Annotated in this window: 17 protein-coding genes; 4 read left to right on the top strand and 13 right to left on the bottom strand. The window is 51.1% G+C overall.

Annotated features, from left to right (window positions below; translation table 11 throughout):
- Positions 1-390: 390 nt before the first annotated feature.
- From ACLIN2_RS06780 to ACLIN2_RS06740, 9 genes are all read right to left on the bottom strand, one after another.
- The gene (locus ACLIN2_RS06780) at positions 391-2,457 is read right to left on the bottom strand and encodes a (Fe-S)-binding protein (protein WP_411503599.1); all 2,067 of its coding nucleotides are present in this window, start codon (positions 2,455-2,457) and stop codon (positions 391-393) included.
- Positions 2,458-2,602: 145 nt separating this feature from the next.
- Positions 2,603-3,547: a DUF1177 domain-containing protein gene (locus ACLIN2_RS06775; RefSeq protein ID WP_411503598.1), complete on the bottom strand. Its 945-nt coding sequence runs from the start codon at positions 3,545-3,547 to the stop codon at positions 2,603-2,605.
- Positions 3,548-3,581: 34 nt separating this feature from the next.
- Positions 3,582-4,643: a DUF917 domain-containing protein gene (locus ACLIN2_RS06770; protein WP_411503597.1), complete on the bottom strand. Its 1,062-nt coding sequence runs from the start codon at positions 4,641-4,643 to the stop codon at positions 3,582-3,584.
- Positions 4,644-4,672: 29 nt separating this feature from the next.
- Positions 4,673-6,274 (bottom strand): OPT/YSL family transporter, encoded by a 1,602-nt coding sequence (locus tag ACLIN2_RS06765; protein ID WP_411503596.1) that lies wholly within the window; start codon positions 6,272-6,274, stop codon positions 4,673-4,675.
- A gap of 395 nt (positions 6,275-6,669) precedes the next feature.
- The gene (locus ACLIN2_RS06760; RefSeq protein ID WP_411503595.1) at positions 6,670-8,232 is read right to left on the bottom strand and encodes a PucR family transcriptional regulator; all 1,563 of its coding nucleotides are present in this window, start codon (positions 8,230-8,232) and stop codon (positions 6,670-6,672) included.
- Between the two features lie 189 nt (positions 8,233-8,421).
- Positions 8,422-9,720 (bottom strand): group II intron reverse transcriptase/maturase, encoded by a 1,299-nt coding sequence (ltrA, locus tag ACLIN2_RS06755; RefSeq protein ID WP_411501843.1) that lies wholly within the window; start codon positions 9,718-9,720, stop codon positions 8,422-8,424.
- A gap of 592 nt (positions 9,721-10,312) precedes the next feature.
- Positions 10,313-11,755: a YfcC family protein gene (locus ACLIN2_RS06750; protein ID WP_246071084.1), complete on the bottom strand. Its 1,443-nt coding sequence runs from the start codon at positions 11,753-11,755 to the stop codon at positions 10,313-10,315.
- A 2-nt stretch (positions 11,756-11,757) separates the two neighbouring features.
- A complete protein-coding gene (locus ACLIN2_RS06745) occupies positions 11,758-12,954 on the bottom strand; it encodes a M20 family metallopeptidase (RefSeq protein ID WP_411503594.1) in 1,197 nt (398 codons plus the stop codon).
- Between the two features lie 107 nt (positions 12,955-13,061).
- Entirely contained in the window at positions 13,062-13,301 is a 240-nt protein-coding gene (locus tag ACLIN2_RS06740; protein WP_411503593.1) for a hypothetical protein, read from the bottom strand.
- 138 nt (positions 13,302-13,439) lie between these two features.
- Here ACLIN2_RS06740 and ACLIN2_RS06735 point away from each other — a divergent pair, with 138 nt between their 5' ends.
- Positions 13,440-13,703: a hypothetical protein gene (locus tag ACLIN2_RS06735; RefSeq protein WP_092266319.1), complete on the top strand. Its 264-nt coding sequence runs from the start codon at positions 13,440-13,442 to the stop codon at positions 13,701-13,703.
- Between the two features lie 106 nt (positions 13,704-13,809).
- Here ACLIN2_RS06735 and ACLIN2_RS06730 read toward each other — a convergent pair whose 3' ends face one another.
- From ACLIN2_RS06730 to ACLIN2_RS06715, 4 genes are all read right to left on the bottom strand, one after another.
- Complete coding sequence (locus ACLIN2_RS06730; RefSeq protein WP_411503592.1) at positions 13,810-14,706, bottom strand: LysR family transcriptional regulator; 897 nt, start codon at positions 14,704-14,706, stop codon at positions 13,810-13,812.
- Positions 14,707-14,733: 27 nt separating this feature from the next.
- Positions 14,734-15,666, bottom strand: a complete 933-nt coding sequence (locus ACLIN2_RS06725) for a 3-hydroxyacyl-CoA dehydrogenase family protein (RefSeq protein WP_411503591.1) — start codon at positions 15,664-15,666, stop codon at positions 14,734-14,736.
- An 849-nt stretch (positions 15,667-16,515) separates the two neighbouring features.
- Positions 16,516-17,946, bottom strand: a complete 1,431-nt coding sequence (locus ACLIN2_RS06720) for a SpoVR family protein (protein WP_411503590.1) — start codon at positions 17,944-17,946, stop codon at positions 16,516-16,518.
- 410 nt (positions 17,947-18,356) lie between these two features.
- On the bottom strand, positions 18,357-18,539 hold the full coding sequence (locus tag ACLIN2_RS06715) for a hypothetical protein (protein ID WP_122924156.1): 183 nt from the start codon (positions 18,537-18,539) through the stop codon (positions 18,357-18,359).
- 191 nt (positions 18,540-18,730) lie between these two features.
- On the opposite strand from ACLIN2_RS06715, the gene ACLIN2_RS06710 reads away from it, so the two are divergent.
- The 3 genes from ACLIN2_RS06710 to helD all read left to right on the top strand — a co-directional run bounded on the left by ACLIN2_RS06710 (position 18,731) and on the right by helD (position 22,573).
- Positions 18,731-19,105, top strand: coding sequence for a DUF423 domain-containing protein (locus ACLIN2_RS06710; protein WP_092266371.1), 375 nt, complete (start codon positions 18,731-18,733; stop codon positions 19,103-19,105).
- Between the two features lie 135 nt (positions 19,106-19,240).
- Positions 19,241-19,858: a DUF6143 family protein gene (locus ACLIN2_RS06705; RefSeq protein WP_411503589.1), complete on the top strand. Its 618-nt coding sequence runs from the start codon at positions 19,241-19,243 to the stop codon at positions 19,856-19,858.
- A 360-nt stretch (positions 19,859-20,218) separates the two neighbouring features.
- Positions 20,219-22,573: an RNA polymerase recycling motor HelD gene (gene helD / locus ACLIN2_RS06700; RefSeq protein ID WP_411503588.1), complete on the top strand. Its 2,355-nt coding sequence runs from the start codon at positions 20,219-20,221 to the stop codon at positions 22,571-22,573.
- Positions 22,574-22,589: the final 16 nt, after the last annotated feature.

Raw genomic sequence — 22,589 nt, 5'->3', positions numbered from 1 at the left:
TTCAGGGAGTTCATAGATAGATCTTTTCTTTCTGACTTTGCGGAGGGGAGGAAAAGCGAGAAAACGCTCCGTTAGTAGGGCCACTTGCTACGGGGTCATCCCTGTCCGGCTCCATTCCAAAAGCGGACCCCGCGTCCAAAGTGGTCGTCTCTCGGATGCTTGTTCAGAGGTGGACGCTAAAGGCAGGTTCCGCTTTTTCCACTCCGCCTGGGCTGTGTCCCTAATGCCCTCGCATTTTTTCTCTCTTTTCCTCTGGCCAGCTGATTGTTTTCGAGAATCAGCAAAGGCAAAGAACTTTTCTTAAAAGACACAACACCCCATTTCCTTCCTTGCGCCTTTATCAAACCAAAAACCCCTCACGGACGATCCATCCCATCCGTGAGGGGCTTGCTAACCTGCGATCAGCGATTTTTCTACGATTTCTGCGATGTCCAGTGCTTTTACTTGTTCCTCGGCTTCCTTTGCTTTGATTCCGTCGCCAAGCATGGTCAGGCAGTAGGGACAATTGCTGCCGATCGTCGTTGGGCCAAGCTGGAGTGCTTGTTCGGTGCGCTCTACGTTGACGCGTTTTCCCTGCGTTTCCTCCATCCACATCATGCCGCCGCCAGCGCCGCAGCACATCGCGTCCTGCCGGTTTCGCTTCATTTCCAGGATCGAGACGCCTGGGACGGACGCCAGGATTTTCCTTGGGATGTCGTAAATGTCGTTGTAGCGGCCAATGTAGCAGGAGTCGTGATAGGCGACGGCTTCTTTCACCTCATTGGCTGGGACGATGCGCCCTTCCTGTATCAGCTTCCAGATCAACTCGGTATGGTGGTACACCTCTGCTTCCAGACCGAACTCAGGGTACTCGTTTTTAAACGTATTGTAGGTGTGCGGGCAGATCGTCACGATCTTCTTCACATCGTGAGCCTGGAATGTCGCGATGTTCTCCTGACAGAGCTGCTGGAACAAAAATTCGTTGCCCATACGTCTTGCCGTATCTCCAGAGTTGCGCTCTTCGTTGCCCAGGATTGCAAATTTGACGCCTGCTACATTCATGATTTTAGCGAAGGCTTGCGCGATCTTCTGGCTTCGGTTGTCAAAGGAGCCCATCGAACCGACAAAGAAGAGATATTCGAACTCATCTGTTTCCTTCACAGTCGGGATATAGAGATCCTCCCGCCCTTCCCGCCATTTGATCCTTTCCTTGCGATTGATTCCCCACGGGTTGCTTTGACGCTCGATGTTTTGGAAATAGCGGGTCGCCTCGTGTGGCATGCTGCCTTCGGTCAGTACGAGAAAACGGCGCATATCAATGATTTTCTCCACATGCTCATTCGCTACTGGACACTGATCCTCGCAGTTGCGGCAAGTGGTGCACGCCCACAGCTCTTCCTCTGTGATCACATCGCCGATCAGCTGCTTCGCCGTATGCTCCGCTGTGACGGCAACCTCATCCATCCCCGGACCAGCAAGGACAGCTGCTGCGTTCGGCTGAAAAACAAATCGGGGCATCCATGCGGTGCGAGAGGTGATTGCCGCTCCCTTTTCAGTAAGGTGGTCGCGCATTTTGACGATCAAATCCATGGGAGACAGCGTCTTTCCTGTTCCTGATGCCGGACACATATTGGTGCAGCGCCCACACTCCACGCAGGCGTACAGATCGATCAGCTGATTTTGCCGGAAATCCTCGATCTTCCCCGCTCCGTACTGCTCCAGCGTTTCATCCTCAAAATCGATGGTGGTTAGTTGCCCGACCGGCTTGGTATCTCGCAGCAGCACATTGACTGGAGCGAACAGCAAGTGCGCGTGCTTGGACTGCGGTACATACACCAAAAACGAGAGCAGAGTCAGCAGATGAATCCACCAGAAGAGGTAAAACAACCCTCCCACAGCTCCTTCACTCAATCCGGCAAACAAATACGCGATCACAGAGGAAAACGGAGCAAACCAGCTCGCTTCCTCCCCCACCCAGCGCTGCTCGGCAGCAAGACTCAGCAGAATCGAGGACATGAGCACTGTCAGAAAAATGATCACCAGCCCCGACTTCAGCCCTCGTTTCAGTCGCTTCAGCTTTTCCACATACCGGCGATAAAAAGCGTAGATGACGGCAAGCAAAACGAGAACCGCGGTAACCTCCTGCAGCAGGCTGAAATATTTGTGGGCACCGCCAATCGGATAGGCAAAGCCTTTGACGAACCCTTTGATGATTAACTCGAGTGCTCCCAGCTGCAAAATGATAAAGCCATAAAACATGATGACGTGCATGATTCCGCTTTTCTTGTCTTTTAACAGCTTCTTTTGCCCAAATACGTTCACGAGAACTTCCTGTAATCGCTGCCTCGTATCCTCTTTCAGATTCGACTTACGGCCCAGCCTGATGAAGACGACACGGCTGTAAACCACTTGAGCAAACATGTACAAGGCAAGTCCCGTTACCACGATAAAAGCGAGTGCGTTCAGCAGATCCAACATCGGCATTCTTCCTTTCCTTGGTTGCTAGCTTTTCCTACTCAAAATGGAATTGCAACACCCATGCCAATATTTGCACAAAAGAAAGCCACCAAGCCAAAAAGCCTGGTGGTCCACACAAGCTGCGTGGAGAAAATCGATCTGCCTGTTATTCGCCTGCTACGTTCCCCATCGTTTGGAGCCTTTTCATCGAGCCATAGCGGCTGAGAATATGGGCGTATTCGGCTTCGTCATAAAAAGTAGTGACGCCGTTCGTAAACTCTTTCGCGACTTCCACCGCGAATTTGACAGCAAGCGCGATATCGGACTCATGGCTGGCACCCGTGCCGCAGCCTGGAACCGCTGTCTGCGCCGTAATGGCGACCCCGACTACCGGAGCATCGGTAGCAACAGCAGGCTGCAGGATGCTGTTGATGTGGAACAGGTCATTTCCGTAAGGCGTGATGTCCTGCATCGTAATTGGGAAAGTGACCGGGAGCTGACCTGTTGTCATTTCCATGATGCGGAGCAAATCCTCGCTGATGCGCAGGATGTAGCCTTCCTTGACTGCTGGGGAGATCGCGATCCCTTTGTGGTTGATGATGCGATTTCCTTTTGTCGTATCGATCGAGAGGATCGCTTCCATCTCTGGGATGACCTCGTAGCGGTTCATGGTCAAAATATCGACGGGCGAACCCATGAAATCAACGGGTTCATGTGGCTGTGTCGGTGCGTTCGGGCAAATATGCGTGCTGATGATGACATCCCCTGCGAGGACGTCCCCTTTGGTTTGCATATCCGCCAGCTTCAAAGCAGAAGCAATCGCGGCAATCGCTCCATCTGCATCCGATACCATGCCGATCCGGCTAGGACGTGCTCCGATTCCGCCCAATCTTCCGATGATCCCGAAGGTTGGTGCAGTACCGCCCGTCGATTTTCCGTTTTTACCCGGGATGACGATCTTCACGAAATCGGTACTGCCTTCTTCTCCTGTAACGGTTTGGACGCTAACCGTCACCTCTTGATAAGGGGCAAAAATCTCCTTGATCGTCTCCCCGCTGACATGCGCACTATCCAGCGCCTCAAAAACGGTGATTGTTTGTTTCCAAGACATGCACGTTACCTCCTTGTTGTCGCTCTCGTTGTTCTTACGCAAAGATGTAGGAAAGAATCTGTTTGTTGACGGCACCTTCGACGGAAGCCATCAGCTCGCGGTTTCGCATGGTCGCACCTAAAATCAGATTTTCTTTAGGTACGTGGATGATCGCGAGCTTTTGACCCTTCTCCACCGCGGCGGAGACAATTGGCCTCGCTGTCTCGGCATCCAGCGTCATGATGAGATCCGGGAATGTACCCAGACGCTCTCCGTTCACTTCGAGCGTCATGTATTCGTTCCAAAACGTCATCTCATGGCCGTTGACCACCACTCGTCCTACGTCAAAGCCGCCAGCGGTATTCAAGTCGAATTCATCTACCACCCCTGCTGTGACGACACGTCCGCCGAGCTTTTTGCAAACCGCATCGATGGCGGCTTCACCTTTTGCCCCGAGCAGCGCTTCCCCTACCTCAATCGCTTGCTGGATCGCTCCAGGCGCACCGTTGGCCCGAGCGTACGCTGCTGTCACCGGATTGCGGGCAACGACAACCAGTCCACCTGCTTCTACGGAAATCTTGCGAACCAGACCAGCTGCCTGGTGCAAGCGGCCACTTACACATACCTCGTGATAGCGCTCATCCTTGCCACCCACAGCGGCTTGATGGGAAATGAAGCCTTCCAGCTCGTGCAGATTCATCGCACCCATCAGACCGGTAGGATGGGCACGACCATTGCACGGGGAGTCGATCACAGGAAGTCCGGTTACCGCTGCCTGGAACCAGCCGTTTACCGTCGTTCCTGCACCGTTTTCATTGGTGATGATCCCTTTGATCGGCTGACCGATTGTCTTTTCCAACAGCTGCAGGGCACGGACGTAATGCATCGGTTTGGTGTATTGATCCGTGGCGGCAGGTGCCCCCACCAGTGCAACCGTCGCCAGCAGAGCTTCATCGTTCATTTCATCTGCCGTGAACAGCTGTGGTGCTCCTACTTCCAATGCGAGACGTCCTGATTCCAGTCCATCCTCCAGCCATCCGCCTCCGCCTCCGCCCAGTACGCATCCGCCGTATACAGCTGCTTCCATCATGGAAGTCGTTAAGGTCACTTTCGCCATGTTGTTTCTCCTCCATCTCCTGATGCTTTTTATTTCTTAGCAAATTTCACAACAGAACTAAAGAAGCTGTAGATCGCATCCCCGGCGATAAATCCAGCCGCGAGAATGCTGAGCGTGCTTTCTGCTTCCTTGCCTTTCAGCTTCAAAACGATCATACGAATCAAAATACCGCCCAGTACCGCCCAGCCTGCGTTTGGATTGAGGATCAAAAGACCAGTTGCAAACATAACCCCAACTTGACGACTGGACCCGCCAACCAGCTGCAGGATCGCGCCAGGAATCGCCCACATCAAGAGCTGCTTCGCTACCTCTGGGGATGTACCCGCTTCAATCGTGCTGGCGTACACTTTATCTACCGGCGGGATGAGCCCTTGGGAGAAAAAGCTGTTGTACGAGAATGCTACAGTGATCAGCGCCACACCAAATGCGATCAGACCCGCGATGTACTGCTGCTTGCGGCCTTCCAGCTCAGCATGAGCATCTGCACCGTTTCCACGCAGGATGTAACCGGTTTTCAGGTCGTAGCCCATGTCAGCAAAAGCAGGACCTGTGGCAGCACTAAAGCCAACCAAAAGCGCCAACGCCACTGGCGGGAATCCGATCATCATCCCGATGATCAGCGTGATCAATGCAATCGCAAACGCTGGGAACCAACCGGAGTGCATCGCGGCGATCCCGACGATCAATTCGTGAACATACGCAGCAAAAGCAGCAAAGAGCAAGAACCCGATCAGCATGCCGAACGACATGTCCGTCATCAGGCCGCCAAGCAAAGCGACGATCAAAGCGACAACCAGGTAAGCGATAAACCCGAGTCCCAATGTCCGAGAGGTTTGCTTGTCCCCTACGGTATAGGCCGCTTCTTCAACACCAGCGGAGGCTGTAATCGGTTTCTTTTTCCGGAAAATTATAAACGCCACTTGGAACAAGGCAACGATACCAGCCCCGATCATGAAGCCATGTGGGACGTACATCGTGTTTACATCGACATTGAAAAGCGGTACAGAGTACTGACGGAGCAAAAGCCCTATCCCAAACATCGCGAGCGCCCAGATGTTTCCGATAAACGCTACCCCGAATGCAGACATCGAAATGCCGAAATAAGAACCAAGCAAACCAACGACAGTACCTACTCCCAAAAGCGCCCCGCGTTTTCCACCTTTATCACCGGCGATGATCGCTTCGGCAGTTGCCACACCAGGAGCCCATGTGCCAGATGCCGGGAACACTTTGGAATCAAAGAGCTTGTACAGCAAAGCAGTATCTACAAACATCGCAAGACCTGCCCCGATCAGCATCGGCATGATCAGCTCGGGCTTGCCCATCGCAAACGGAATCCCGATTGGTATCAGCAAGCTGTTTGCCGCACCGAATGTCGCAGACGAGATCGACGTTTGCACCAGGTTTTGCCGGTGGATCGATCTGTATTTTGAAAAGATCTCCATCGGAATCCTAGCGATCAGCATCGCAGCCAGCGCACCAATGATCGAGGTACTCGGCGTTACCCCCAGCGATGTAATCAACTGCATCCCAATAATTGCCCCAAATACGGACAAACCAACGTTCAATAGCAGTGAAAACGGCTCAAAAACAGAGGGATGTTTTTCTCTAGGTGCTTTATCCTTGGCCATGTTCCTACCCCCTTGTAAAATTTTCTGTATGATTGCACATATCCCGATAAGCGCTCTTCCTTACTACTGTTTCTTCCTTTTGCATATGGGATACGTTCACGCAAAAGGTCTTGAAAATCGGTGTTGCTGCGAGGGAACTGGTGAAACGATTAACTTGAGATTTTCTCTCCTTTCCAAAGGATCGTTGTTGCTTATTTATTCTGTTTTTTTGCTTTTCGAAAAACTTGACTTAGCCTCAACCGATGGCGAAAGTTTTCGTTTTTCCTATACTTTCAATCTTTATTAAACTTTCTGAAAGTATAACAAAAATAAGCCGCTTTCCCCTATGGGAAGCGACCCAAAAGATGACCCCCAATTTTGGGCATCACCACAAAACACTGATTGTACGAATGCTTTTACTTCATCTGATTGGCATGAATATCCTTCGTCTTCCATACCCGCATGGCAACATCTAGGCGAAAGCGCACCTCCGGATCGTTCAGGTCATTCTGGATGATCTCGTTTACCCGATCCAGTCGATACAGGACCGAATTGCGATGGATGAACAGCTCCTCTGCTACCCGCTTTGTATTTCCGCCCAAACGCAAAAACGCATGCAGCGTAGCCAGAAGCTCCGTGCCATACTCTTTGTCATACGCCACAATCGGCTCGATCAGCATCGAAGTGAGAGCGGTCAGCACAGGATGTCCGGCAGCACCCAGAAGCAAATCCTCCACTAGCACCTCGTGAAAGTGAACGATCTTCTGCTTGGGCTGCGTGTGCAAGCTGATTTCCATGGCTTTATGCGCTTCCTGCCGGCTCATCGGAACATCGGACAACAGCTCACGAATCCCACCGATCCCGATAGTCAGCTGTGTACTTGGAGATATCTCCTCTGCCGGGGCCATCAGCTCACGCAGCAGCTGTTCGGCTTCCGCCCGCTGCTTCTCCGCCGAGTCGTGAACGGTCGCACACAAAATGATCAGGGAATCACTGATGACAACCGCTTTTCGCGTGTACACGCCAGGCTTGTTCACTCGCTGAACCAGCAGGTTGTTCAAACGGGTCAAGGGCTCATCTCTGCTCTGTTTGTCTACTGCTGAACGGTTTTGCAGCACCATACAATAGACAAATTTGCCGAGTGGAATACCGAGCTGCTGGGCACGATAGCGCAGCAGCTCCTCTTGATGGGAGGAGCCGGAGAACAGCTCCACCAAAAAAGACTCCTGCTCCCGCTCTCGCTGCATCTGCTGCGACTGGCGAATCGTAAACTCGATAGCGAGCACGGTAACGGCGTGATCGAGGCACATCTCTTCGAAGTGCTCCTGCTCCCCGAGCTTACGGGAAATGGCCAAATACCCCATGACTCTGCTGCCTACCTGTACTGGCCGCTTTTCTACATAATCTACGCCACCAAACCGTGTCGTACTGCTCTCTACTTCGCCTGCCTCGTTTATGACCGCTGCCTCACATCCCAGCAAATGCCCGATCAGGACCACCAGCTCTGTCGTTCGGCGGTTCAGCACCAGGTTTGTAAACTGCTGATTGATCTCGCGTACCTCTCGCAGCAAGAACGCCTGCCGTCCGAGAATATGGTCAATCACCGTGTGGGTCATATCGATAAACGTCGTCTCGAGGGGAATGTCAAACAGCGGAATCCCGTACAAATTGCTTTTGTCCAACGCCTCCTGCGGCACTTCGTGAATGAATCGCTTCGTTTTGATCCCGATTGCCGTACCACCTGCCCGATGCATCTCATCCAACAGCCTGCATAGGTGAGTCGGGTCATGGCGAAATGAATAGCCAGTCGTCAAAATCAGTTCATTTGGCCGTAGAAAGCCCGTCAACGTAGGTGTTTCCATACTGTCGATATAATAAATTTCCTTGGAAATGCCGCTCTCGCCAGCCATGATCTTCGCCTCTTTAAACAAAGGCAGCTGAAAGAGACGTTCTACGGTAAAGGGCTTGTTGTTTTCCATGCAATCACCTCGTCGCGCTCCATCATCTCCGTATGCTACCACATTTGTCCACCGTAGAGTAGAAAACTGAAACTTTCGGGCGACCTTGAGGTCGCCTTACTTGTTTCAGCTCCCCCTCATCAAACCGTACGTGAGGTTTTCCCTCATACGGCTTTCCGATGTTCTTCTTTCTTTGGCATTCGGCACTGCTTATCCGGCAAGTTTCACAAGTATTCCTTGAGTATCTTTAATGACTTTTCCTTCCCACGAGTGTTTCTTTCGCACATTCCTTTTCTTGTTAACGAAAAGGGTAAGCCTTTCAATAACATACCAGTCAATCCGATTTAACCATCTTGCAGCTATTGGCGATAGCGAGTAGTAGTTCTTGAAGCCTTGAAGTTTTCGATTTAGCCCCTGTACTAACTCCGTTAACGACCAATACAACTTGCTGCGAGGTTCGGTATACACTTTTATTTTCCGGCGCATTTCCTTCATAGCTTTCTTACTCGGAATATGGGACATGACAAACACCTTCGATCCGCCCTTGTTAAGGACCGGAAATTTCCGGTGATGTAGACCAAGGAAATCAAAGCCCGAAGTATTATCCCAGATGTTGACCAGTCGAGACTTGTCCTTACTAAGTGCAAGATCCAATTTGTCCATAATAGCTTTAATGACCTGAATACTTTCCATGGCATCCTTTTTCGTTTTGCACATGATGACGAAGTCATCGGCATATCGAATCAGTTTTCCCAAATGGGCAAATTGCTTTCCCCATACCGTATCCATGTAGTTGAGATAGATGTTGGCTAACAGTGGGGAAATGACTCCTCCTTGCGGAGTACCCAATTCGGTGTCATGAAACTGTACATCTTCCATCACGCCTGCTTGTAGCCAGTTCCGAATCAGCTTTAGTACCCTACGGTCAGAAATCCTCTGCTCAACTAACTTCATCAGCTTCTCCTGATTGATGTTGTCAAAGTACCCTTTGATGTCTGCATCAACCACCCAGTAAGCATTTTTACTTGCTTTCCTGATTTGTGCAATCGCTTGATGAGCGTTACGTTTTGGGCGAAATCCGTATGAGCAATCTTTAAAGTCCGCTTCAAAGACTGGCTCAATGACCATCTTTGTCGCCATCTGAACAACCCTGTCTCGAATAGTTGGGATTCCGAGTGGTCTTTGTTTCCCATCCGCTTTCGGAATGTAAGTACGCCGTACCGGTGCTGGATGATACTGATTTCTCTTTAGGTCGAGATAAATTTCATTAAGGAATTTACTCTCTCCATACTCATGCACAATCTTATCTATCGTTTGACCATCCACTCCGCCACTTCCTTTATTGGCTCGTACTCTACGCCAAGCTTCTGCAAGAATGTCTGGTCTGTATACTTTGTCGTACAGAGCATGAAACCGCCGTTTTGGCTTTTCCTTGGCACAAAGATATAGAGTTGTCCAAAGTTGTCGAGCTTTTGCATCGGTGTAGTTAGCAAGTTTACTTGCATTCACTCACTCTTACCTCCTTTCAACTCTTGAACAAAGCAGGGCTCCTTCTCTCCATAGAGTTTTGTTGTCTCTACTTCATCGGTACTATGAACCCCTCCGACTCCCTTCCTGCCGTCCTCCATTTCCCTTTCGGTTATAGGATTCCGCTTTACGCTCCAACGGAGCGTGCAGGGGAGGGTCTCCCCAGTTCCGTTAGCTACTTTCTCAACATACCGCTCCCCATACTCCGGGAGGTTCCTGGGTGCTGCATTCCAAGTGCTACACACCTTCCATGGACTTCGCCCAATATCCCAAGGCTCGTCTCCCCCTTGTCCATCTTCCGATGGTCTCTTTTAACGAAGCGGCAGGATTCACTTTATGTTACGGTCTGCTGATTTGCTCGCACTCCTGTCGGAGTTACTTTGTCACAGGGCTTCAACCTTAGGATCTCTCCACCAGTTGCCTGTCAGCTACGAGGCGACTTGGCTCTTACCTCGGTCGGACTTTCACCGACTAGCAATTAACGGCTTGCTGGGCGCGCGAATAGAAAAAAGACCTGCACGCAGGTCTCTCTCTTTTCTTTCTTCCATATATAGACGTTTCGGGCACACTGAACTTAATAGGCGATTGCGTGACCGATCAGGACAAACACCGCACCCGTAATAACCCACATCAGCATCAGCGGCCACATGAATCGAAACCATTGCTGATAGGTGATTCCGGAAACTGCCAAGCTGCCCATTAAGGCTGAGGAAGTCGGCAAAATCATGTTGGTAAAGCCATCTCCCATCTGGAAGGCGAGCACGGAGGTTTGACGTGTCACACCGAGCAGGTCCGCGAGCGGCACCATGATTGGCATCGTCGTTGCAGCAAGTCCCGTACCCGATGTAATAAACACGTTCATCACGGTCTGGAAGAAATACATTCCCAGGACTTGGATCGAGCCATGCAAATGACCAACGGCATCAGACAAGCCAAACACAACCGTATCGATGACATTCCCTTGCTCCAGCACGATCAGAATCGAACGAGCAATCCCGATGATGAATGCCCCGTACGTAATCGCGCTTGCCCCTTTTACGAACTCACTGGCAATGCGGCTTGGGCCAAACTTCGCGCAAAAGCCTGAAACAATCCCCATCGTGAGGAACAGAGCCGAAAGCTCCTCCATCCACCAATCCTTTTTCGATACACCCCAAATCAACAAGGCAAAGCTGGCGATGATCGTGATCACGGTTAAGATGTGCTTCGCCTCCAGCGCCGGGAGGGAATGCAGATCGAGCTTTTGCTCTGTCGTCGATTCCTCGAGATTGCGAACGATGCTGGCCTGCGGTGTCTTTTTCACTTTACGTGCATAGCGAATGATGTACCAGCTCGTGATGGCCAAAAGCGTGATTAGCAAAATCGCCCTCAGCCACATCCCTGAAAACATCGGAACTTCTGCAATCACCTGTGCCAATCCTACGTTGAACGGATTCAGCAGTCCCGCCGTAAAGCCAACGGATGCGCCTAGTGAAACCATCGCCGTTCCCGTCAAGGCGTCATAACCGAGGGAACGGGCAATCGCGATTCCCAATGGAACGAACACCATGACCTCGGAGGACATGCCCATCGTAAATCCGCCGACGGAGAACAACCCCAAAAATACCGGAATGATCAATATTCCACGCTTGGAAAACGTCTTGGCGACCCGGCTGGTCACCGCTTCGATGGTGCCCGTTGCCGTGATGACCTGAAAAGCTCCACCAATAATGAAGATAAAGAAGACAATATCACTGGAATCAATGAGTCCTTTTACAATCGCTTTGGGTACCTCGAGCAGACTGACTGGGTCCCCCTCCACTGCATGATAGGAGTTGGGCACAACCAGCGTTTTTCCCGAGGTCGGATCCTTGGCACGCTCGAACTCCCCGGACGGCACCATGTACGTGAGTGCCGCCGCGAGCAGAGTGAGGATGACCAGAAGAACGAAAGTATGGGGCATTTTGATATATTTTCGCCAGGATGACGTCGGCTGGCTGGAATTAGACATAGCTGGCTGTGGCGAATGTGCGCTCATCCTTATGCCTCCTCTGTTTCTTTATTCTTTTTCCAATTCTCAAACTCTTCACGAACGCTTCGCAAAAGACCTGGGTCCGTGCAAAGATCATACGTGGTCATAGCTAGGGCTTTGGCCGCTTGGTTCATTCCCACCAAACCTGCCTCCGATGCAGTCGCTACGGTAAACTCAGGTGTGTGCGTACCCGCCTCCGTAATTTTGATGTAAGGATGGATGGTCGCCGTCACTTGACCGACATTTCCGATATCCGACGAGCCGATCCCGCCTTTTTTCGGAGGATCACTTACTTCGATGCCCATTGCCTCCAAATTTTCCGCGAATAAACCCGCGAGCGCATGATTGTTGTTGCGTTCGGCGTAGACAAGACCTTCCTTGATTTCAGCTCTCGCCCCTACCGCTTCCGCTGAGTGATGAACCGTCTTGTACACCTTTTCGGTCAGCTCGCGAAGCTCCCGCACATTGGCCGCCCGGAGGATGAATTTCGCTTCGCAGTACTCCGGCACTACATTTGGAGCATCTCCGCCTTTTGTAATAATGCCATGAATTCGCACATCATCCTTGCAAAACTGCCTTAGGGAATTAATGGCAACGAAGGTATGAATCAGCGCGTCCAATGCACTGATGCCTTTTTCCGGGGCTGAAGATGCATGCGCCTGTTTGCCGTAAAAGCTGAAGGTCGCATCTACACAGGCCAAGGCTCCGCGCAGAACCATCGTCTTTTTATGCGGGTGGCACATCATGGCTGCATCGACTTCATCAAATAGTCCCTGCTCACACATGATGATTTTGCCTCCGCCGTCTTCCTCGGCAGGCGTCCCCATCACGATAATGCGGCCAGGCAGCTCGGGAAAAGCCTGCTTCAATGCCAATGCCGCTCCGACCGCCGACGTCCCGATCAGATTGTGGCCGCAGGCATGCCCGATTTCCGGAAGCGCATCATACTCTGCCAGCAACGCAATCGTCGGTCCTCCTGGTTTTCCTTCCCATGTCGCGCGGAAAGCGGTTTCAAGTCCGGCTACGCCTCTTTCTACTTCAAAACCTGCTGCAACCAATGGCTCTGTCAGCCACTGAGATGCTTTATGCTCAAAAAAACTGAGCTCAGGGTTTGCGTGAATCGTCAAGGCGATCTCACGCAGCTGGGAATCCAGCTCATCGACGGCTTGTACAATCCATTGCTTGTCCTCCAAAATCTGTCCCATCCTGACCTTGCCCTCCAATCTCCCTCGTAGACATTTCAAAAAATTAAATCACCTTTAGTACGCCCTCATTGTACGACCCTGCTTTCTATAAGTAAAATCTAAATAATTTAACCCCTAACTATAAATTTCTTTATAGCTAATCGAAAAAAGGACAAAAAAAAGAGACCATCATCACTTGAAAAGGATAACGACCTCTTGTGCTTTTGCTGGTTCCATTTCTCTGCTTTCGTTTTGGTCTTGCGCTGTCTCATATCGGCCAAGGCGAAAATGCTCCGATTCAGCTCCGGGTTGCGCTTGCCTTCGCGCGCCAGCTTTTCCCTCGCTTTTTTGGCACTGCTTTTTGCCATATCAATCACTCCTTTGTATGATTATGATAATCCTGTTCCAGACAGGATGCAACGAAATTAGGGGAATCACCAGTAGCACTTGTCCATTCCTTTTTTCCGCATGCGAATAAGCTGTAGAGAAACGGCAGGTGATTAAGGATGAAAAAAATAACGGTAACCAGGACCGAAAATCAAGTCTATTCCACTCGTGTTCTTCGCTCGGAATTTGATAACAAGTGGCGCGTCTTCATCACTGGCAGCGGCTATGTGATGTATATCGCGACGGCGAACCGCGCCAAGGTTGTCGTCTTGCTTGCCAACGGATCCAGCAAGCTTTTGACCTTTCCCAAAGGCGGGAGAGTGCTGGTCGGCGGCGGTGGTACGAGCCACTATAGTAAACCACATGTCGCAACAGATCTGTAGTTGATTCATGGTAAACTTGCTTTTGTTTTCCCCTCCCTCTGGAGCTCTCCAGGGGGATTTTTTATGAAAAGAAAAAGCCCGGATGAAACCGGGCCTTGTCGTATACTCACCGCAGTTCATACTGCTTTAAAAATGCCACAAATCGATGGACGACAGTAAACTTCATGGTGGCCTCTCGATACAGCATCCACGTACGCCGTGTGATCGGCTGTCCGTCCAGCATCGTCAAATCTACGGTGTAAAGCTCTTCACTCGGCCGTATAAAAACACGCGGGATAATCGTATAGCCCAATCCGAATTTCGCCATTTCCTTGCAAGTCTCATAGCTATCCACCTGCATGGTAATGGACGGGGGCTCTGTATAACGCTCATGCCACCATTGATCGATCGCGTGCTTAAGCGAAAAGGACATTTGGTCCCCCAGCTTTACTGCCAGCTTTGGTGCCCGATAGTTAATCCGAGGCAGGGAAGGCAGCTCGTCCAGATTCAGCTCTTCCGTTGATACGAGGCAAATATTTTCTTCCTGAATCAAATGCTTCTGATCCAGCCATTGAAAATCCCCGCGGATGATGCCTACCTGAATCTCCTCTTGGAGCAGCATGTCATAGATTTCAGAGCTGAAGCCCGTGTCGACATGAATTTGGACCTTGGGATATAGCTCCAGAAACTTTTTGATGATCAAAGGAAGCTCGTACTGTCCAAAGTAGATGGACGCTCCAATCCGTAGCGTTCCCTGTACCTCCTGCTGCATATTCACGATATGATCTCGCGTATCCCGCAGCTCAGCCAGCATTTTCGCTGCGTACGCCGCCAAGTATTCGCCTTCTGGTGTGAAACGAATCCCTTTGCCGTGCTTCACGATCAGCGAGACACCAAACCGTTTTTCCAGCTGCTGCAGCCGATAGGTCAGGGCAGGCTGCGTCATGTACATGCGCTCCGCTGCTCTGGTCAAGCTTTTCTCTCTGCTCAAGGCTTGCAGCAAGAGCCAGTCCTTTTCATCCATGCGATCCCCTGCCTCGCTATTTTCTCTTTATCCGCGCTTCATTTTTGCCAGTCGAATGAATTGCTCGTCTCTTTGCTTCCATTTTTCCTCGACGGACGTATCCGCATACGAGTAGATGCCTGAGCCTGTTTTCGTCCCCAGCTCCCCTTTTTCCACCAGCTCATCGATGAGCTCAGGAGCCTTCTGGGATGCATTCAGCTCAGGCGCCAAATTGTCAATTACGCGCTTCCATGTATCGAGTCCACCGAAATCAGCCGTCTCGATCGGACCGACAAACGCCCAGCGGAATCCGATCCCGTCCTTCATCACCGTATCGATCTCACGCGCGTCCGCGACTCCTTCTTTCAATAGAGAAAAGGCTTCGCGCATCAGGGCTGTCTGCAGGCGGTTAGCGATAAAGCCGGGAACATCCTTTTTCAGCAGCACCGGAGACTTCCCGATTTCCACCATGAGCTCCATGGTCCGTGATACAACCGCATCCGACGTTTTTTCATGCCGGACGATTTCCACGAGGGGAACGAGCTGTGCCGGATTGAAAAAATGCGTGATGATGATCCGCTGCGGCGTTTTTGCCTTTTCGATCAGTCGCGCAATCGAGAAAGTGGAGGTGTTGGATGCAATGATAGCATCTTCTTTTGCAAATTGCTCCAATTTCTCGAACAAATCCCACTTCATTTCAATGACTTCCGGAATCGCTTCCGTGATGACGTCAGCTTTTGCGACGGCTGCCTGCAAATCCGTTGTAAGTTCGATCCGCTCCAGTGCGTCCTGCTTGGCTTGCTCTGAAATGACCTGCTCTTTGACCAGCAAGCTCAGGCTGTTTTCCACACTCCGCTTGGCTTTGAGCAAAAATGATTCCTGTAAGTCGTATAGGAAGACGGTGTAACCAGCCAGCGCATATTCCTGTGCGATACCATGACCCATTACACCTGATCCAATGACTGCTACTTGTTTTGCCATATGAAATTCCTCCTGAGATGTAGATGGTAAACGCTTTCTTTTCGACGCATACGAAAGAACTGTCCCGTTCCCTTATGCTTTAGACACTGTCCTTTTCACACTACCCCTTTATAGATACAAAAGCGTTACAAAAGCTCATCTCTTCCTGCTGGAATCTGCAGTCGCAACTGCCCTGTTTACACCCGTTCAACGGCGCCTTTTTGCCTTTTTTGGTCCTTTCCGAAACGCGCGGCGCTTATATGGACTTGCTCGTAAATTCTGCTTTTGAGAAGAGATTGGCAGCTCTCCCTGCTTTCCCTGTTGGGCATGCGCCTTCACACACGGCCAGACTTCTTCCTGCAATGCCCACAGCATAGCTTTACACGAATATACCATAACTTGTTTTTTGACTTCATACCGCTTGTTCTTCTACCCAATTTTTGCTAGGAAAATCCGCAATACACTCATGGTGGAAGAAAACATGAAGAAAAAAATGCTGCTGAAGCTTCTTGCTTCAAAAGAGGAGACAGAGAATAAGGGAGGGGCACAGGAATGAAAGGTGGAAATATCTCGATCACCAAATCACGCTCGAGCCCAATATCTCAATCGTCGTCCAGATCGATGTGACTAACGCGCATGACTTGTATGACCTTGCGTTGAGCAGTAATTCGGGCGGCGGCGGAATGTCCATCAAACAGAGCAGCTCCATGCTCGACCAGGGCAAAAAATATGCCGTAGAGGTTGTCCTGCGGTAATTCACGGATGCTGATGGCAACTCGTGTGGCTGCCTAGATAAAAAAAAGACCTCTTCCCCCGATGCAAGGCTGGGGGAGGAAGTCTTTTTGCTTTCCCTTTTCGACTCACTGATCTTTACAAAAACCGGCGATGCACCTTTTTTCCATCGTACGTAAACAAGACCTGCCGATCCTCGATGACCGTCTCCAAATGCACATTTTTCCCCCAGAGGGTATAGACGTGCGGCAATGTCTTCTCGACGTACTTCACATCCAGCTCCAGACCCTCAAAGTGATGCTTCAAAAACAGCTCGCCTGCGCGCAAATAGTCGCCATCGTGCACCATCACGTAAGGGAACCCACCGTTGACCCGCGTGCCTGCCAGACCGTCTCGCACCTGCTCCCATTGTTTATCCGTTACGATCCAGTCATTCCCCTGCTTGCCGAACATGTACAAATCCAGATCGCTCACCAAATCCTTGGTCATGAAGTTGCTGATGAAGCTGATATCCGACTCCAGCTCGCGCACTTCAAAAATCTTGGCGCGTCCTTCACCTGGCTTGCGGCCAAACCGCTCCTGCTCTTCCTTCGTCGGCTTATCCCAGCGTCTTTCGATATCCTCGAAAATTTTGAGCCCCAGATGGTACGGATTAATGCTCGTTGTCGAAGGCTGAATAACCGAGGAGTGCAGCTTCGCAAAATCGATCGTTTCTGCCTCTGTCAGCTCCATCTCCCGCAAAATGCGCATGTGCCAGAAGGTAGCCCAGCCTTCGTTCATGATCTTCGTCTCCATCTGCGGCCAGAAGTACAGCATTTCATCGCGGACAATGGTCAAGACATCGCGCTGCCAATCCTCCAGAACACTGCTGTACTCCATGATGAACAGCAGCAAATCCTTTTCCGGAGACGGTGGGAATTTGCGGAGAGGCTTTACCGGTTCGGTCTCCGTCTTCTCTTGACGGTCCAGACCCCACAGGTCGTCGTATGAAGAATGGCGGTCTGTCTTTCCTTTCTTTGCAGATTTTGCAGGCTCCTCCGGCTCGCGTTTCCAGCGCAGCTTGGGTCGCATCAGGCTCGGATCGATATGCTCCTGAATCGCCAGGCTCGCATCGAGCAGATCCTCCACGGCTTCCTTGCCGTATTCGATTTCGTACTGACGGATGCGCTCCGAGCTGGCAGCCATGCTCTCCACCATGTCTCGGTTCGTGTTGGAGAAGCGCATGTTGTTCTTGAAAAAATCGCAGTGTGCCAAGACGTGGGCTACGATCAGCTTGTTCTGGATCAGCGAGTTGCCATCCAGCAAGAAGGCGTAGCACGGATTGGAGTTGATCACCAGTTCATAGATTTTGCTCAAATTGAGATCGTACGACAGCTTCATGCGATAAAAGGATTTTCCGAAGCTCCAGTGCGAGAACCGCGTCGGCATTCCGTAGGCTCCAAACGTATAAATAATATCCGCCGGGCAGATTTCGTAGCGCATCGGATAAAAGTCGAGACCAAACCCCTTGGCAATTTCGGTAATTTCATCAATCGACCGCTCTAGCTCTTTGCGTTCTTCGTTGGTCACAGTCTTTCCCCTCCCATTTGCCAAAGCCTATTTTATATATATGGAGAAGGATGACAAAAGAAGCCAGCATTCGGAGAAAAGAGAGGCTGACTTGCACATTTTTCTTAGAAAACTTGGTGGCGGAGCCTTAGTTGCACTTATACTGGCTAAGAATCCTATAAATTCTTACTGTATTAGAAAACTTGGCTCCGACAAGTTTTGTGGCGGAGCCTTAGTTGCACTTATACTGGCTAAGAATCCTATAGATTCTTACTGTATTAGAAAACTTGGCTCCGCCAAGTTTTGTGGCGGAGCCTTAGTTGCACTTATACTGGCTAAGAATCCTATAGATTCTTACTGTATAAAGGAAAAAGGCATCTCCCGCAAAAAGGAGACGCCTCTTGATTTGCTTTACGCTGGGACGCCGCGCATTACTTCTGGAACCAATCGCGTACACCTGCATAAATAAGAGCACCCGAAAAGACCAGCATTGCGATCAGGCCAATCCCATCTACCAACGGATTCAGTCCGTTCAGGAAGGTACCATCGAGTGGAGTTTTCAACAAAGCGTAGCCACCAACAAGACCGCCAGCAAGAGAGAGCCATTTGTTCATCTTATCTATTCACCTCCCGAAACAGCGGCGGTTTACGTTGCCACTGCGTACTACACTTTATGTCGGGAGTTGACAAGCGGTCTGTACGGTAGTCCAAGACACTGTTCATCAAATTGCAATTGGGCAATGTGCGCCCCTATACTGTAAAATAGTCACGATGACGATGATAGGACGTGAGGAGTGAAACACGCATGAAACTGTTTCTGCTGCTAGGCAGTATCAGCGGATTTTTGTCTGTTGCCTTTGGTGCCTTTGGAGCCCATGCCCTTAAAGAAAAACTGGACGAGTACTCCCTCGGCATTTTCCATACCGGGGTCACCTACCAAACGACACACGCTCTGGCACTGGTGCTGGTCGCGTTATTGCTCAAATGGTATCCGGGTGCCGCAGGACTTTCTTGGGCAGGCTGGTGCTTCTTCGTAGGAACGATCGTCTTTTCCGGCAGTCTTTACGCCTTGGCGCTGTCGGGTGTCAAAGTCCTGGGAGCGATCACCCCGATTGGCGGCGTACTGTTTCTCATTGGCTGGGCATTGCTCGCCATCCACGCCTGGAAGGTCGTATCCTAAGCGAATCGAACCGACTTCTTTGCAAAAACGTCCGCGGCTGCGTCTAGCAGCAGTTCGGGCGTTTTTTGCTTCCCGCACCTCGCTTGGGCGTACGCCATATGCTGTAGGGTTACTACACCCAAAGGAGAGGAACCGATGGCAAAGTCCTCGTTCAACCAATCCCCTTATTACTACGGCGTCCCAGATGTCTACATGCAAATGGGCTACTATCCCTTTCCTACACCACCCATTTCGGATCAGACACCTAAGCAAATTCATGTTCCCTACCCCATGTCGATAGCCGCTCACTGTAAATATTTTCTTGGCCAAACGGAAAAAATAACCGCTGGTGGAGAAATTCATGGATTTGGGGCCCTGTCCAATCCCTTCCGTTCTGGCGTGATTCTCTTTGTTCATAGCTTGCAGCTGACCAATTACTCCGAGCACCCCGCCGAAGTCCAAATCTGGTTCGGGAAAACCGAGTCCATCACGGGGGCCAAAACCTCCACGGCCGTTAGTGCGAGCTATGCCCAACTCAGCGCCTGTCCACCCCCTCAAGGAAAAATACTGTTCGCTACAGGAGACAACGTTCTGCCACGCGGGGGAGCAGCCGTCACGACCCGGATGGTACCGCCTATGAGCACCATCGAAGCCAAGCTAAACGGGCAGTGGATGCTTGGGCCCGGGATGACAATGATGGCCGTACTTCCTGCAGAAGGGAAAAGCGCCACCATTCTCTTTTCCACGAGCTGGTGGGAGCAGTCTGTTTATTGAAGGAGGAGCGGCGAGCCAGTTCATCACAGCCCTTGCGTCGGAAAAACCTTCTATCGATGCCTTCTCAAGTAGGAGCGACCGCTATTTATCGGAAGGCTATTCATGCTGAATCAGGTAGATGGCTCACGTCGTTTATACTTTCTGATTCAGCAAAAAAGCGGAGTGCCTGCGCACCCCGCTACCGTTTTCGTAAAAGTTATATACATGTTGAAACACCAAGTCCTCTATGCTACAATGGGAATTGGTCTTTTGATGTAGATTTAATATATCGATTATTTTTACCCAATGTTATCTTATCACATCACCGGGGTAGTTGTCAAACCCCTAAGACCAAAAATGGGCAAGAAAAGGAGCGGTATCATGAACGAAGCTGACCAAGACAGACAAAAGGAACAACAGCGGGTCGTGCAGGTCATTTCCGAGATCAATCGACAGATCGACAGCCTGCAGGAGCATGTCACCGAAGTCAGTGCTGACATCGTTGGAATCCGCAAGCATTTTTGGGACGATGTCACTGTCAACTTCGAGGATGCCAGTGAAGCAGCCGAAACCTATGCCAGCATCAAGCAGCAATCAGAGGTGCTTTCTGAGAGAGAACGTGTCCATCGCCACGCGATACAGCAACTGCGGACTCTTCGGAGGCTGGTTCAATCTCCGTATTTCGGCCGAATTGACTTTCGGGAGGAAACCGATTCTGCGTCAGAGCCCGTTTATTTGGGAATTGCCTCCTTACTCGATAAGAACGAGGAGCAGTTTCTGGTCTATGACTGGCGCGCTCCGATCTCAAGCCTCTACTACGATTACGCTCCTGGACCTGCCACATACGAGACCCCGAGCGGCACGGTCACGGGTGAAATTACTTGCAAGCGTCAGTACGTCATCCGCGATGGAAAGCTGCTCCATCTGTTTGATACGGGTGTGACCATCGGGGATGAGCTGCTGCAGGAAGTGCTGGGCAAGCAGGCTGACTCGCAAATGAAGAGCATCGTCGCGACGATCCAGCGCGATCAAAACCGCATCATTCGCAACGACAAGAGCCGTCTCGTCATCGTTTCCGGAGCAGCCGGAAGCGGCAAAACGTCGGCCGCCCTGCAGCGCATCGCCTACTTGCTGTACCGTTACCGGAAAACCCTGCGTGCCGAGCAAATCGTATTGTTCTCCCCCAATTCGTTGTTCAACAGCTACGTCTCCACCGTGCTGCCTGAGCTGGGGGAAGAAAACATGCAGCAGACGACCTTTCAAGAATACGCGGAGCATCGTCTCGGCTCGATCTTTCAGCTGGAGCACCCACTCACCCAGATGGAATACGTGTTGACGGCCATGGAAGAGCCCGGCTACCCTGAAAGGATCGCTGGCATCCGGATGAAAACATCTCCGCGATTCATGCAGGTGATCGATGACTACGCGACCGCTCTCAAAGAAAGCGGAATTTTGTTCCGCCCGCTTAAATTTCGCGACCGGACCCTCATCAGCGCCAATCGTATCAGCGATCACTTTTATTCCCTGGATCCCTCGATTTCGATTCCCAATCGGATGACCCTGGTCGCCAGATGGCTGCTCGGCGAACTGAAGAAGCACGAGCGTGTAGAACGCAGCAAGCCGTGGGTGGAAGATGAGCTGGAGCTTTTGGACAAAGACGCTTTTGCCGCTGTCTATCAGGAGCTGCGCCGGAAAAACCAGTTCCGGGAAGATACGTTCAACGACTTCGATCGCGAGCAGGAGCTCTTAGCGGCGAAAATCGTAAAAAAACAGTTTCAACCGCTGCGCACGTGGGTGCGTGAGCTGCAGTTTATTGATTCGACAGCAAAGTATCGTCAGCTCTTCACTGATTCTCCCCTGACCATGTCTATTTTTGGTGCAGACGAGCGCCCCTCCCAATGGTCCGAAATCTGTGCCCAAACCATAGCGCGACTGGATCAAAACGAGCTGACCTATGAGGACACACCGCCGTTTTTGTATTTGCAGGAAAAGCTGGAGGGCTTTCAGACCAACAACATCGTCCGCCATGTGTTCATCGACGAAGCCCAGGATTACTCGCCATTCCAATTTGCTCTGCTGCAACGACTGTTCCCGCGCGCCAAAATGACGGTTCTGGGAGACTGGAATCAGGCGATCTACGCCCATGCCTACGAAAGCTCAAGCTTTGAGGCAGTCGCCTCGCTGTATGAGCCGGAGCAGACGGAAACGTTTGTCCTGACCAAAAGCTACCGTTCCACAGAGCCAATCGTCACCTTTACCCGCCAGCTAGTGAAGGACGGGGATCGCATCGAGCCATTCCAGCGCGCCGGGCGAAAGCCAAGCGTGACGGTCGTCCAGGATCGTGAAGCACTCGCAGAGCAAATCGTCGGCCGAATTGCGGAGCTCAAAGCTGAAGGACATCAAGCCATCGCGGTCATCACAAAGACAGCGCAAGAGGCTCAGGAGGCTTATGAAACTCTTCGCGACAAGCTGGATATCCGCATGATCGGTACTCGCGCGATTTCCTATGAGACCGAGGTCTTGATCATCCCGTCGTACTTGGCAAAAGGGGTGGAATTTGACGCGGTTCTCATCTATGATGCTTCAGCAGAGCGTTACAGCCGCGAGAGTGAACGAAAGCTGTTTTATACAGCCTGCACACGTGCTATGCATGAGCTGCATCTGTACAGCATCGGCAAAGTGAGTCCTTTTCTCGATTCTGTCTCTGCCGATAGCTACGACTTTCTCTCCTCATGATCCATGGAAAAAGAGA

Origin of the sequence: Brevibacillus centrosporus, from assembly GCF_046622605.1 — a bacterium.
GTDB lineage: Bacteria > Bacillota > Bacilli > Brevibacillales > Brevibacillaceae > Brevibacillus > Brevibacillus centrosporus.
This window is presented reverse-complemented; position numbering and strand designations above follow the sequence as displayed.

Bases quoted from the DNA above. Each gene is read 5' to 3' on its own strand.
- ACLIN2_RS06780 (WP_411503599.1), bottom strand. From the start codon at position 2,457: ATGTTGGATCTGCTGAACGCACTCGCTTTTATCGTGGTAACGGGACTT.
- ACLIN2_RS06775 (WP_411503598.1), bottom strand. From the start codon at position 3,547: ATGTCTTGGAAACAAACAATCACCGTTTTTGAGGCGCTGGATAGTGCG.
- ACLIN2_RS06770 (WP_411503597.1), bottom strand. From the start codon at position 4,643: ATGGCGAAAGTGACCTTAACGACTTCCATGATGGAAGCAGCTGTATAC.
- ACLIN2_RS06765 (WP_411503596.1), bottom strand. From the start codon at position 6,274: ATGGCCAAGGATAAAGCACCTAGAGAAAAACATCCCTCTGTTTTTGAG.
- ACLIN2_RS06760 (WP_411503595.1), bottom strand. From the start codon at position 8,232: ATGGAAAACAACAAGCCCTTTACCGTAGAACGTCTCTTTCAGCTGCCT.
- ACLIN2_RS06750 (WP_246071084.1), bottom strand. From the start codon at position 11,755: ATGAGCGCACATTCGCCACAGCCAGCTATGTCTAATTCCAGCCAGCCG.
- ACLIN2_RS06745 (WP_411503594.1), bottom strand. From the start codon at position 12,954: ATGGGACAGATTTTGGAGGACAAGCAATGGATTGTACAAGCCGTCGAT.
- ACLIN2_RS06740 (WP_411503593.1), bottom strand. From the start codon at position 13,301: ATGGCAAAAAGCAGTGCCAAAAAAGCGAGGGAAAAGCTGGCGCGCGAA.
- ACLIN2_RS06735 (WP_092266319.1), top strand. From the start codon at position 13,440: ATGAAAAAAATAACGGTAACCAGGACCGAAAATCAAGTCTATTCCACT.
- ACLIN2_RS06730 (WP_411503592.1), bottom strand. From the start codon at position 14,706: ATGGATGAAAAGGACTGGCTCTTGCTGCAAGCCTTGAGCAGAGAGAAA.
- ACLIN2_RS06725 (WP_411503591.1), bottom strand. From the start codon at position 15,666: ATGGCAAAACAAGTAGCAGTCATTGGATCAGGTGTAATGGGTCATGGT.
- ACLIN2_RS06715 (WP_122924156.1), bottom strand. From the start codon at position 18,539: ATGAACAAATGGCTCTCTCTTGCTGGCGGTCTTGTTGGTGGCTACGCT.
- ACLIN2_RS06710 (WP_092266371.1), top strand. From the start codon at position 18,731: ATGAAACTGTTTCTGCTGCTAGGCAGTATCAGCGGATTTTTGTCTGTT.
- ACLIN2_RS06705 (WP_411503589.1), top strand. From the start codon at position 19,241: ATGGCAAAGTCCTCGTTCAACCAATCCCCTTATTACTACGGCGTCCCA.
- helD (WP_411503588.1), top strand. From the start codon at position 20,219: ATGAACGAAGCTGACCAAGACAGACAAAAGGAACAACAGCGGGTCGTG.